At 58.7% G+C, this 12,039-nt stretch carries 14 protein-coding genes and 1 tRNA gene; 10 read left to right on the top strand and 5 right to left on the bottom strand.

Features of this window, described 5'->3' with window-relative positions:
• Positions 1–18: 18 nt before the first annotated feature.
• The 9 genes from HU727_RS00200 (at position 19) to HU727_RS00240 (ending at position 8,292) form a co-directional block, all read left to right on the top strand.
• A complete protein-coding gene (locus HU727_RS00200; protein WP_186532239.1) occupies positions 19–924 on the top strand; it encodes a LysR family transcriptional regulator in 906 nt (301 codons plus the stop codon).
• Between the two features lie 253 nt (positions 925–1,177).
• Positions 1,178–2,371 carry a CaiB/BaiF CoA transferase family protein gene (locus tag HU727_RS00205; RefSeq protein WP_186532238.1) on the top strand — a complete coding sequence of 398 codons (1,194 nt, stop codon included), beginning with the start codon at positions 1,178–1,180 and terminating at the stop codon, positions 2,369–2,371.
• The gene (locus HU727_RS00210; RefSeq protein ID WP_186532237.1) at positions 2,368–3,294 is read left to right on the top strand and encodes a hydroxymethylglutaryl-CoA lyase; all 927 of its coding nucleotides are present in this window, start codon (positions 2,368–2,370) and stop codon (positions 3,292–3,294) included. The genes HU727_RS00205 and HU727_RS00210 overlap by 4 nt, the downstream gene beginning before the upstream one ends.
• A 185-nt stretch (positions 3,295–3,479) precedes the next feature.
• Positions 3,480–4,811 (top strand): MFS transporter, encoded by a 1,332-nt coding sequence (locus tag HU727_RS00215; protein ID WP_186532236.1) that lies wholly within the window; start codon positions 3,480–3,482, stop codon positions 4,809–4,811.
• Between the two features lie 190 nt (positions 4,812–5,001).
• On the top strand, positions 5,002–5,730 hold the full coding sequence (locus HU727_RS00220; RefSeq protein WP_189673781.1) for a PA3715 family protein: 729 nt from the start codon (positions 5,002–5,004) through the stop codon (positions 5,728–5,730).
• Positions 5,731–5,766: 36 nt separating this feature from the next.
• Positions 5,767–6,483 carry a PA3715 family protein gene (locus tag HU727_RS00225; RefSeq protein WP_186532234.1) on the top strand — a complete coding sequence of 239 codons (717 nt, stop codon included), beginning with the start codon at positions 5,767–5,769 and terminating at the stop codon, positions 6,481–6,483.
• A 4-nt stretch (positions 6,484–6,487) separates the two neighbouring features.
• On the top strand, positions 6,488–6,904 hold the full coding sequence (gene fos, locus HU727_RS00230) for a fosfomycin resistance glutathione transferase (protein ID WP_186532233.1): 417 nt from the start codon (positions 6,488–6,490) through the stop codon (positions 6,902–6,904).
• Between the two features lie 61 nt (positions 6,905–6,965).
• Complete coding sequence (locus HU727_RS00235; RefSeq protein WP_186532232.1) at positions 6,966–7,604, top strand: LysE family translocator; 639 nt, start codon at positions 6,966–6,968, stop codon at positions 7,602–7,604.
• A gap of 184 nt (positions 7,605–7,788) precedes the next feature.
• Positions 7,789–8,292 (top strand): DUF4142 domain-containing protein, encoded by a 504-nt coding sequence (locus tag HU727_RS00240; RefSeq protein ID WP_186532231.1) that lies wholly within the window; start codon positions 7,789–7,791, stop codon positions 8,290–8,292.
• 61 nt (positions 8,293–8,353) lie between these two features.
• Here the strand turns inward: HU727_RS00240 and HU727_RS00245 are convergent, their stop codons facing one another.
• Positions 8,354–8,764 (bottom strand): low affinity iron permease family protein, encoded by a 411-nt coding sequence (locus HU727_RS00245; RefSeq protein WP_186532230.1) that lies wholly within the window; start codon positions 8,762–8,764, stop codon positions 8,354–8,356.
• Between the two features lie 172 nt (positions 8,765–8,936).
• Here HU727_RS00245 and tam point away from each other — a divergent pair, with 172 nt between their 5' ends.
• On the top strand, positions 8,937–9,707 hold the full coding sequence (gene tam / locus HU727_RS00250; RefSeq protein WP_186532229.1) for a trans-aconitate 2-methyltransferase: 771 nt from the start codon (positions 8,937–8,939) through the stop codon (positions 9,705–9,707).
• Between the two features lie 8 nt (positions 9,708–9,715).
• Here the strand turns inward: tam and HU727_RS00255 are convergent, their stop codons facing one another.
• The 4 genes from HU727_RS00255 to HU727_RS00270 all read right to left on the bottom strand — a co-directional run bounded on the left by HU727_RS00255 (position 9,716) and on the right by HU727_RS00270 (position 11,993).
• A complete protein-coding gene (locus HU727_RS00255) occupies positions 9,716–10,444 on the bottom strand; it encodes a class I SAM-dependent methyltransferase (RefSeq protein WP_186532228.1) in 729 nt (242 codons plus the stop codon).
• A 239-nt stretch (positions 10,445–10,683) separates the two neighbouring features.
• The gene (locus HU727_RS00260) at positions 10,684–10,842 is read right to left on the bottom strand and encodes a hypothetical protein (RefSeq protein ID WP_186532227.1); all 159 of its coding nucleotides are present in this window, start codon (positions 10,840–10,842) and stop codon (positions 10,684–10,686) included.
• The gene (locus HU727_RS00265; RefSeq protein WP_186532226.1) at positions 10,839–11,588 is read right to left on the bottom strand and encodes a zeta toxin family protein; all 750 of its coding nucleotides are present in this window, start codon (positions 11,586–11,588) and stop codon (positions 10,839–10,841) included. Before HU727_RS00265 ends, HU727_RS00260 begins: the two co-directional genes overlap by 4 nt.
• Before the next feature lie 331 nt (positions 11,589–11,919).
• A tRNA-Gly gene (locus HU727_RS00270) sits at positions 11,920–11,993 on the bottom strand.
• Between the last annotated feature and the right edge of the window lie 46 nt (positions 11,994–12,039).

The raw sequence follows: 12,039 nt of genomic DNA on the forward strand, positions 1-12,039 counted from the left end.
ACCACCGTCGAGTCTCGCATGCTGCAAAAAAGCCTGATCCGCCGCCTCGATCTGATCACCCTGCAGCTGTTTGTCGCCGTGCATGAAGAGGGCACGCTGACCCGTGCGGCTGCACGCGAAGCCATTGCAGTGTCGGCGGCAAGCAAGCGTCTGATGGAGCTGGAGGAGGCGTTGGGCATCAGTCTGTTCGTGCGTCAGGCCAAGGGGATGACCCTGACCCCGGCTGGCGAGACGCTGCTGCACCATGCACGACAGATGTTGTTCAACATGGAAAAAATGGGCCTGGAGCTGGGCGAGCACAGCCACGGCATACGCGGCTACGTGCGCATGCTGGCAAACCTGTCGGCGATCATTGAATTTCTTCCCGAGGACTTGCGCGACTTTTCCGCTCGGCATCCGCAGGTCAAGACCGATCTTGAAGAGCGACCCAGCGCCGGGGTGATTCAAGGGGTGCTCGACGGGGTCGCGGATCTCGGCATCTGCTCCAGCGACAGCGACATCAAAGGCCTGCACAGCGTGCTGTACCGGCCGGACAAACTGGTCGTGGTGATGTTGCCGGAACATCCGCTGGCGCGGCGTGAATCCGTCACCTTCAGTGAAACCCTGGACAGCGACTACGTCGGTTTGCACGCGGCCAGTTCAATCAACATGCGCACGCACGCGGCGGCGCGGCAGGCCGGGAAAGTCTTGCGCATTCGCATTCATGTGCCCGGGTTCGACGCGGTCTGCCGGATGGTTCAGGCGAACATGGGCATCGGCATTCTGCCGCAGCGCGCGTATGAGTTATTCGGTCAGGCGCTGGGGTTGCATGCCGTGCCTCTGACGGATGCCTGGTCGGATCGGACGTTGATCGTGGTGGTGCGCGATGAGACCGGCCTGTCGCCGGTGAGCCGGATGTTGTTTGAGCATTTGCGCGGCCGGTAGATCTCGATTGCTGCTGATGGCCTCTTCGCGAGCAGGCTCGCTCCCACATTGAGCTTGTGTGAACTCAGAGTTTGAAACCACCACAAAACCCTGTGGGAGCGAGCCTGCTCGCGAAGGCGGCCCGGAACTCATCGCGGGATCACTCTGGAGCGTTCGCATTTCGCGAACGCTCATTGCCGAGAGAAGGTTGGATTCACCGATCATCGTTCCTCTAGCCTTGGCGACAAATTCCAAGAACAAGAGGTACCCCGCGATGACTGCCCCGTTGAGTGCGATCAAAGTGATTGAAATCGGCACCCTGATCGCCGCGCCGTTTGCCGCGCGAATACTGGCCGAGTTCGGCGCCGAGGTGATCAAGATCGAAGCCCTGGGTCAGGGCGACCCGCTGCGCAAATGGCGCAAGATGCACGAAGGCACGTCGCTGTGGTGGTACCTGCAATCGCGCAACAAAAAATCCCTGGCGCTCAATCTCAAATCCACTGAAGGCATCGAACTGGTCAAGCAACTGGCCCGCGACGCCGACGTCATCATCGAAAACCTGCGCCCCGGTGCGCTGGAAAAACTCGGTTTGGGCTGGGATGTCCTCCACGCGCTGAACCCCAATCTCACCCTCGTGCGCATTTCCGGTTACGGCCAGACAGGCCCTTACCGCGATCGCCCGGGTTTTGGTGCGATCGGTGAAGCCATGGGCGGCATTCGCTACACCACCGGCACCCCCGGTTCGCCACCGGCGCGGGTCGGCGTCAGCCTTGGTGATTCACTGGCGTCGTTGCATGCCGTGATCGGGGCATTGATGTCGCTGTTGCGGGTCAAGACCGGGAAGGGCGACGGGCAGATTGTGGATGTATCGCTGGCCGAAAGCGTGTTCAACGTCATGGAAAGTCTGGTACCGGAATACGACATGTTCGGCCACGTCCGCGAACGCAGCGGCGGCGCCTTGCCCGGCATCGCGCCCTCCAATACTTACCTCACGGCCGACGGCGCCTACGTGGTGATTGCCGGCAACAGCGATCCGATCTACAAGCGCCTCATGCACACCATCGGCCGCTCTGATCTGGCCGATGCAGAAGAATTCGCCCACAACGATGGTCGGGCCGCCAAGAGCGGATTGCTCGATGCGGCTATCACTCACTGGACCAGCAGCCTGCCGATCGACGAGGTACTGGCCGCCCTCGAAGCTGCTGAAGTGCCGGCCGGGCGCATCTATTCAGTGGCTGACATCGTCGCCGATCCGCATTATCAGGCGCGGGACATGCTGCTCAATGCCGAACTGCCCGGCGGCGCCACGGTGCAAATGCCCGGCATCGTCCCGAAACTTTCGCAAACCCCCGGCGGGGTGAACTGGTCCGGGCCAACTTTGGGCCAGCACACTGGCGATATTCTCGCGGGTCTGGGCCTGACTGAACTAGACATTGAGCGCCTGAAAAAGCAGGGGGTGGTGCAATGATCACCGACTGTTCGCACACCTTGATCGTTCAAGAGGTCTCACCCCGCGACGGCTTGCAGATCGAGCCGACGTGGGTGGAAACCGCTGACAAGATCGCCCTCATCAATCAACTGTCACAGGCCGGATTCAGCCGTATCGAAGCCGGTTCGTTCGTCTCGCCTAAAGCCATTCCGGCCCTGCGTGACGGCGAGCAGGTGTTCAACGGTATTCAGCGCCAACCCGGCGTGATCTACGTGGCGCTGATTCCCAACCTCAAAGGCGCGCAACGTGCGCTGGAGGCGGGCGCGGATGAACTGAATCTGGTGATGTCCGCGAGCCAGACCCACAACCTGGCCAACATGCGCATGCGTTGCGAAGATTCCCTGGCGGCGTTCGGTGACATCGTCACGTTCGCCAGCGGTTCGGGTGTGCGTCTCAATGGCAGCATTGCCACGACGTTCGGGTGCCCGTTCGAAGGCAGGATCGACGAGGATCGCGTGCTGCAAATCGTCGAGACCTATCAGGCGCTTGGCATTCAGGGCATCACCCTTGCCGATACCACCGGCATGGCGAATCCACGACAGGTGGATCGACTGGTTCGGCGAGTGTTGCAGCGGGTTTCGCCGGCCGACCTGACGTTGCACTTTCACAACACTCGCGGCCTCGGTCTGTGCAACGTGCTGTCGGCTTACGAGGCCGGGGCACGGCGTTTCGATGCAGCCCTCGGTGGCCTAGGGGGCTGTCCGTTCGCGCCCGGCGCGTCGGGCAATATTTGTACCGAAGATCTGGTGAACCTCTGCGATGAAATCGGCGTTCACACCGGCATCGACTTGCCGTTGCTGCTGACACTGTCACGCGGTCTGCCGGCCCTTTTGGGGCACGACGTCCCCGGCCAACTGGCCAAGGCCGGGCGCAACTGCGACCTGCATCCAATCCCAGCCTGAACATGTAAACCCTTGTGGGAGCGAGCCTGCTCGCGAATGCATCTGATCAGTCGATAGCGATGCTGAATGACACACCGCCTTCGTGAGCAGGCTCGCTCCCACACAAAAGCGCTCCACAGTAAGCGTCATAACCAGACAACAAAAACAATCGGACGCCCACCGGCAAGTCCGCCTGGAGAAAATCTATGAGCCTCAACGTAATGGAGGCGGGCGTAAGTCCGTCCGTCGATCACGATGCCGAAAAAGCCCTGGTCAGCAAAGTCGCCTGGCGCCTGATGCCGTTGATCATGGTCTGCTACCTCTTCGCCTTTTTCGATCGCATCAACATCAGCTTCGCCAAATTCCAGTTACAGGCCGACCTGAGCCTGAGCGACACCGCATACGGCCTCGGCGCCGGGCTGTTCGTGGTCGGATATGTGCTGTTCGAAGTTCCGAGCAACATGATGTTGTACAAAGTTGGCGCACGGCGCTGGATCGCGCGGATCATGATGTCGTGGGGCGTGGCGACGGCCTTGATGGTCTTTGTCACCAGCGAATGGCAGTTCTATGCCTTGCGCTTTCTGATCGGCGCGATGGAAGCCGGTTTCGCGCCGGGCGTTCTGTATTACCTGACGCTGTGGTTTCCGCAGCATTTCCGCGGGCGCATCACTTCGATGCTGTTTCTTGCCTCGGCGTTTGCCGGGCTGGTTGGCGCGCCGTTCTCCGGTCTGGTGCTGGAACATCTCGACGGCGTCATGCAAATGCGTGGCTGGCACTGGTTGTTCCTGCTCGGTGGCGTGCCGTGCATCGGTCTCGGTTTTCTGGTGCTGATGCTGCTCAAGGATCGCATCGAGGATGCCCATTGGCTGACGGCTGACGAGAAAAAACTCCTCAGCAGCCGCATCGCCCATCACGAACCGCACAAGAGCGGCGGTTCGTTGCTGGCGGCTCTGAAAATTCCGGGTTTCCTGACGTTGGGATTGATCTACTTCCTCATCCAGGTCGCTTCCTACGGGCTGAATTTCTGGGCGCCGCAATTGATCCGCAGCGCCGGCACCGAAAGCCCGGTGACGATTGGATTGCTGACCGCCATTCCCTACGTTTGCGGGGCGATCACCATGGTCGTGGTCGGACGCTTGTCAGACGCGACCGGTGAGCGGCGCAAGTTTGTCGCCGGACTGGTGATCATCGGGGCGATCGGGTTCTTCAGCGCGGGAATCTTCGCCAGCCACACGACGTTTCTGATTGTTGCCCTTGGCTTGCTCGGCGCGGGCATCATCGCTTCGATTCCGAGCTTCTGGACCCTGCCACCGAAATTGCTGGCGGGTGCCGGCGCCGGCGCGGCAGGGGGGATTGCGGTAATCAACACGCTGGGACAATTTGGCGGGATCGTCAGTCCGGTGATGGTCGGGCGGATCAGGGATCTGACCGGCAGCACCACGCCGGCGCTGTATGTGATTGGCGTTGCGGCACTGATTGCGGCGGCTTTGCTGCTATGGGGCTTGCCGCAGAAACTGCGCACACTCGATAAGTACTGATAGTTGCAGTGACGCCTTCGCGAGCAGGCTCGCTCCCACATTTGGCATGCGCTTTCCTGTGGGAGCGAGCCTGCTCGCGAATTCCGATTCCGGACACTTCAGCAGATTCGCTGGCCTGATCTGTTGAATCCTCCGATTCAGAAGGGGATAGTGCGCGGCTGGAAATGTCATCAGGGAGAGGGAAGTGACAATGAAGTCGATGTGGATCAGCGCTGCAGCGCTCTGCGGGTTGGTCATGGCAGGTCACGCGTGGGCTGATTGCACGCCGCCCGCGACCAGCGCAGAAGCGGATTTTTCTCTGTGCAAGGACTGGCCGGCTTATCCGCCGCTGACGATCACCGCGCTGTCGACGTTTGTGCCCGATCCGGTCTATGGCCACGGTGGCAGGGTTGGTTCATATGACCTGAGTCTGGCCATCATCACGGCTGGCAGCCCCAAGCCGCTGGCGACCTATCATCAGCCGTCGACATTTCTCTCCGATGCCATCGCGCTGGACAGTCTGGAACTCGATACCGCGCGCTATAAACTCACACCCGACCTTCGTGCATTCGGCGTCCGCGCCAACTTCAAGGGCTCCTCACGCGTAAATCCGCTGGATGAAACCTTGCTGTCGCTCTACGTGAAAGAGGGCGACAAACTGCGCCCGGTGCTGGATCGCTTGCTCGTCTACAGCTTCAGTGGCGAATGGGATGGCAATTGCGCGGGAGAGCGCTCGGAGACGGTGCGCACGCTTGAGATGGGTAAAGCCACTTCTCATGGTTATGCCGATATCATCGTCCGCTCAGTCACCACTGGCCTTGCTGGCGAGGGGCCGCCTGATACCTGCGAATCTAAAACGACCTACGAAAAGCCAGTACTGACCACGCTGCGTTACGACGGCAAAACCTACGTTTTGCCGCAAGGTTTCAAGGGCATGTGACTGGCGTCACTTACAGGGATTTTTCAAGGAAGAACCATGATTGTGCATCTCCGCATTTTTATCGCACTTGGCTTGTTCGCGCTTACGGCTCAAGTCCATGCCGCTTGCGAAACCAAAGCCTTCGATGGCAAATCCCTGTCGCGCTGCAAGGTCTGGCCCGCCGCGCCAAATCAGGCGATTGCTGTCAAATCCACTTATCTGGCGGATTCGGATGACGCAGAGGTCGGGGTGTTCGATCTCGACCTGGCACTCGTCAATGCCAGCAACGCCAAACCCATTGCCACCTACCGCAAACCTGGCGCTTACAACTCCGACGCCGTGCGTTTTGACGATCTGCGCATCGACACCGGTCGCTATCGCCTGGCAGCGGATGTTCGCGCATTTGGCTTGCGTTCGAAGTTCGTCCACAGTTCCCACGCTATTCCTTATGAGAAAACCGATCTGGCGTTGTACGTGCGCGACGGCAGTGAACTGCGCCCAGTTCTCGAAGGCTTGGTGGTGTACAAGAACAACGGTGAGTTCAGCGGCGACTGCGAGGGCTACCTCAAACAGGTGCGCCGCACCGTTGAGATCGCTCATTCCAACCATCATGGTCTGGCCGATCTGATCGTCACCAGTCGTGGCAGCAAGATGAAAAACACTCAGTCGGGTAAACAGTGTCTTTCGAAAACCACCAACTTGAAAACAACCCAAGTCACTCTGATCTACGATGGCCAGCAATACGTCGTTCCTGAAAATCTCAGAGGCTATTGAACCGATGCTCAGCGGACTCAATCACTTGACTCTGGCGGTCGCCGATCTGCAGCGCAGCCTGACGTTTTACCGCGACGTGCTGCAATTGCGCGTCGAGGCGACGTGGGATTCCGGCGCCTATCTGTCGCTGCCGGGGCTGTGGTTGTGCCTGTCCGTGGATCCGCAGCGCAAGAATGAGCCGGGCGCCGATTACACCCATTACGCCTTCAGTGTGAGCGCGGCAGATTTCCCCTCATTGGTAGAAACGCTGAACTCGGCTCAGGTGCGCCAGTGGCGCGACAACCGCAGCGAAGGCGCGTCGTTCTATTTCCTCGATCCCGATGGTCACAAACTTGAGGCGCATGTCGGCGATCTCGCGTCTCGACTGGCGGCTTGTCGGCAAAAACCGTATCCCGGCATGCGTTTTCACGACGCGCCCTGATCCGGCGCATTCGCGCTGATATAGACTGGCCGCCACGTGTTCTGGCGTTCGCAGGTTTTTCATGACTCCATCATTGCTATTGGCCGTTCTGGCCTCGGGTTTCATCTACGGGATCACGCCCGGGCCGGGTGTGCTGGCGGTGTTCGGGATTGGCGCGGCGCATGGACGGCGGGCCGGGGCAGGGTTTCTCTGCGGGCACTTGCTGGGTGACGTGATCTGGTGCAGCACGGCGCTGGTGGCGATTGTCGGCGCCCGGGAAATCGGCAGCACCGCGTTCGACGTGCTCGGTGTGCTGAGTGCCGTGTATCTGTTCTGGCTCGGTTGGCGTGCGGTGCGTGCCCAGCGCCGCCAAGGCGACGAAGCTCAAGGCGCGGCGCGCCAGCCGTTCTGGCATGGTATCGTGTTCGGCCTGACCAATCCCAAGGCTTATCCGGTGGCAGTAGCGACCTTCACCGCGCTGTTGTCGAGCCGCGCCGAGTTGCTCAACTGGTCGATGCTACCAGCGTTGATCGCCCTGAGTTTCGTTGGCGGCGCGGTGGCCTACGCGATCCTCATTGGCGTCGTCGGCGCGCAGCGAGTGCGTACGGTTTATCAGCGTCACGAATTGCTCATTACCCGATTGTGCGGCGTGATGTTCATCGGTTTCGCCATCAATGCTCTGGTGCACGCGCTTCCGGGCCTGATACCGAACAAGGCCTGATATTGAAGAGGTTCCGGGCGCTGAACATCCTATTCCGAGCACACCGTTCGTCGCACCTGGGCCAACTTTTCTAAACCTTTGACCGCCAAAGCATTCTTAACTCAGGCGGGCGACAGTCCGCCGCAACTATTTGAGCAGCGGGCGAACATGCCCGCTTGAATTTTCAACGAAGGAGGGCGCGACCATGAGCCGGATGGCCACCCGTTTACGTAACGTCAGTATTGCAGCCCTGCTCGGCCTGTGCGCCAGCACTGCGTTTGCCCAGTCGCCTGCCGATTTCATCAACGATGCATCCGCCAAAGGCATGGCCGATATCGAAGCCAGCCGTCTGGCCCACGGCAAGACCGAATCCAAAGAGGTCAAGGATTACACCATTGTCGTGATCAACGACCGCACCACGGCCAACCAGCATTTGGCAAAGATCGCCAAAAAGCTCGACCTGCCTGTCGCGCCCCGTGATCAGCTCGCCGACAAGGCCAAAGAGCTGATGCCGGAAGTGAAAGACGGCGCGACCTTCGATCAGGCCTACGCTGCCAGCCAGGTCAAGGCCACCGAAGAAGCCATTACGCAGATCGAGCAACAGGCACAGACCACCAACGTGCCGGAAATCAAAGCGTTTGCCGATGAGACCTTGCCGAAATTGCAAAGCCATCTGGAGAGAGCCCGCGCGCTGCAGGCCAGTCGCTAACGTCACAGATGTTCTGAACCCACCCGCGCCTGCACGAAGTAATGCAGGCGCGGGCGAGTTTTCAGCACTCGTTCAGATTCTGCTTTGGCTTGCTCTTGTCACCCAACCCCTCAAGATCGAACACCTCACTCTCGCCCAACGCGCGGTAATGCCGACGTAGCGCCTCCAGCTGCTGCAGGTCCAGCGCTTCCAGCCCGAGCATCGCGTTCTGTGCCTCCTTGTTCACCCGAAGCAGCTCATCAAGTTTCAGATGCAGAATGTCAGTGTCGCGGTTCTGCGTATTCTGAATCAGGAACACCATCAGAAACGTGATGATCGTGGTCGAGGTATTGATGATCAGCTGCCAGGTATCGTTGTAGCCAAAGATCGGCCCACTCAAACCCCACAGCCCGATCAGAATCAACGCTCCCATAAATGTCTTCGGGCTACCGGCCCAGAGAGCGAGGTTTTGAGCAACTTTTGCGAATTTCATGCTGGGTTCCTTTTCGTGGGAGCTTGAAATTCAGACACCACCGTTGCGCTGAAAATTCTGTTTACAAATTATCGACGCTGGACCTAGGTAGGGAGGCCACGCCAGGCAGATCGCTGTATCGTATCGCCAGCTGTTTTTCCCCGTTGCCAGAACGCCCCGACAGGAGAACGCAATGAGTTGGTCTGCCAAGCAATACGTCGCTTTCGAAGATGAACGCACCCGCCCGGCCCGCGATCTGCTGGCGGCGATTCCCACCGCGCAGGCGCGGGCGGTGGTGGATATCGGGTGCGGGCCCGGAAATTCCACCGAGTTGCTGGTTGAGCGATTTCCCGAGGCCAGCATCGCGGGTCTCGACAGTTCGGTGGATATGATCGCTGCGGCGCGCAAGCGCTTGCCCGACGTGCGTTTCGAAGTGGCCGAGATTGATAAGTGGGCGGACGCCGGCCCGTTCGATGTGATCTTCGCCAACGCGGTGCTGCAATGGGTGCCTGATCACGCTTCGTTGCTGCCCACCCTCGCGAGCAAGCTGTCATCGGGCGGCAGCCTCGCAATCCAGATGCCGGCCAATCTCAATGAACCGTCGCACCGCTTGATGCGCGAAGTGGCCGCCAATGGGCCGTGGGCGAGCAAGCTCAGCGGCGCGGCCGGGCAGCGTACCGACATGGCCAGTGCCAGCGAATATTTCTCGATGCTGCGGCCGCACTGCGCACGGGTCGATGTGTGGCGCACCACCTATCACCATCAACTGGCGGGCGGGGCGGCGGGGGTGGTCGAGTGGTTCAAGGGCAGCGGGCTGATTCCATTCTTGAGCCCGTTGACCGAGGAGGAACGAGCGCAATATTTGCAGCAGTATCTGGCGGCGGTTTCGCAGGCTTATCCCGCATTGGCTGACGGCTCGGTGCTGTTGCCATTTCCACGGCTGTTTATTGTTGCGACTCGCTGAAGGGCGCCTTAGCGCTGCACCGCCACCAACATCATCATTGGCCGCTCGCGCTCTTCGGCCAGGGCCGGTTGCGACACGACGTCTTCGTCGCTCGGGCCCCATTCATTGACGTGACGGATGTTGAAACCCGCAGCGATCAATGCATTAAGCAGCGTCCCCACCGTGCGATGCTGCTTGATCACGCCATCGGCCAGCCAGTTCGTCACTCGTTCGCCTTCCATCTGATAGCTGTCCAGCGGCCACCGCTTGCGGCCCTCGTTGTCGACCAACCAGCCCGGATTGCGCGGCGCCATGAAGATGGGATGTTCGATGGAAAACACAAAATGTGAACCCGGTTTAAGCGCGGCATAAAGCTGCGCGAACAGCCCCGGCAGATCCTTGATGTAGTGCAGCGCCAGCGAACTGTAGGCCAGATCGAAATGGCAGGCGGGCAAGTCGAGATGCTCGAGGTCGGCGCGTTCATAGTGGATATTCGCATCGGTGGACGATTGCCGTGCCCGGTCGAGCATCTTCTCCGAGACATCCAGGCCCAGCACAGCGGCCGCGCCGTTCTCGACGGCCCAGCGGCAGAACCAGCCGTAACCACAACCCAGATCCACCACATTCAAACCGTGCATGGCCGGCAGCAGTGCCTTGAGCGCCGGCCATTCCGGCGCGGCATCAAGGCCGCCGATGGAGCGGCTCATCTGGCTGTAGCCGTGGAAAAAATCGGGATCGTCGTAGATGTTTTGCGTCATTGTGGCGGCATCCTTTGGAATTCGTTTCGCGTTGAATGTGTCGGAAAATTCCAGCGATATCCAAGTCTTTTCACGGATCGCGCCGTGGCTGTTTAAAGTTGAATCGCGTTACGTCCTACGCACAAAAAAAACCGGCCATCAAGGCCGGTTTTTCAATTCCTGCATCCCCCGTCAGACAACGCAACGTGAGATCAATATTGGGTGGAGCGGGTAGTTGCGTGTAAGCCACAGTGTTCTCATTAGGCTTTCTTTTCACGCGCCGCCAGCATCACTTCAATCTGTTTTTTTGTAGCCTCGGTCAGCACTTCGCTGTAAACGCGCTTTTTTTCTTCCGATTTAGCATTACGGATAAAGTCCGCGAACGGGCTACTGGATTCCTTCTCGGATTCGAATTTCATGCGATTGCTCCGTCAGTGATCCCAAGCATGGTCATCAGCTCATGTCTCGTATGCTTCTCGGGGATATGGTAGTCGATTTTGTCAATTCCAGCCTTATAGAGACGCCCGGAGTTATCAATATGCTTCACAAGAAGATCGACATGTAAATCTTTGCCGAACTCTAGCTTAAGCGCGTTCACCACGTCACGAGCTGCAAAGTATTGTTCGACGAAATGCTCCGGTCGAATCCTCCGTCCCTCGGCTTCCTCACGGTCTCGAACGAAAGACCACGCAAGCTTTGGATCTTGATAGACGTAGAGAATCTGCACGAATCTCCCCTTGCTGAGGCATCGTTGCACATTAGTTCTAGCGATCTCGATATTGGAAAGCGTCCCGTCCAGCAGAAAAGATTGCTTCCGGTCCAATGCGAGGTCAATGAGCTTACCAACGAGAATCGAGACTGCGCCTTGGAAAAGCCAGGCATTGCCACCCTGATAGGCGTCGAATTCGTTTCTGAGTTCGTCTGGATCAATACGCAGGATTGGTGTGTCGGAGAAAAGGTTCAACAGGGCTAATGATGCCTCTGTTTTACCAGCACCCGGCGATCCAGCCATAAAAACCGAAACAGGCTCCTTTTCAGGTGGATATTGGGTCTGATCCGTAAGCCGCTTGCCAATAACCTTCTTGTTCAATCGAGCAAACCTTATTGCATCATCCCAAATGGCCAGCTCTTCTCTGGTCATTCCAAACCTTTTGTCTTCCTGCATTGAATGGGACCTTTTCAAGTGCAAATGATTGGTTTTTTTTACTCGGGATATACTCGGCGGCGACTTTTCCAGCCGCTCGAAGCCTGGTAGCGGCTGGGTCTGTCGCTGGGGGGAAATTAGACGCAGGGCCCCGGCTAGGGGCCGCTTTATCATTAAAAAGATCAAAGCGTATGCGCAACCGGCGAATCTGCAATCTATGGTTTGTTTCTGGATTGGTCTGCCTTGTTACCGGATGACCTCAAATCCCACGCACAAAAAAACCGGCCATCAAGGCCGGTTTTTCAATTCCTGCATCCCCCGTCAGACAACGCAACGTGAGATCAATATTAGGTGGAGCGGGTAGAGGGAATCGAACCCTCATCTAAAGCTTGGGAAGCTTTCGTTCTACCACTAAACTATACCCGCTCAGAGCGGCTGACTTTGTACCAGACTCGGCCGCGGATTTGAAGTT

This window comes from Pseudomonas khorasanensis, from assembly GCF_014268505.2.
GTDB classification, from domain to species: Bacteria; Pseudomonadota; Gammaproteobacteria; order Pseudomonadales; family Pseudomonadaceae; genus Aquipseudomonas; species Aquipseudomonas khorasanensis.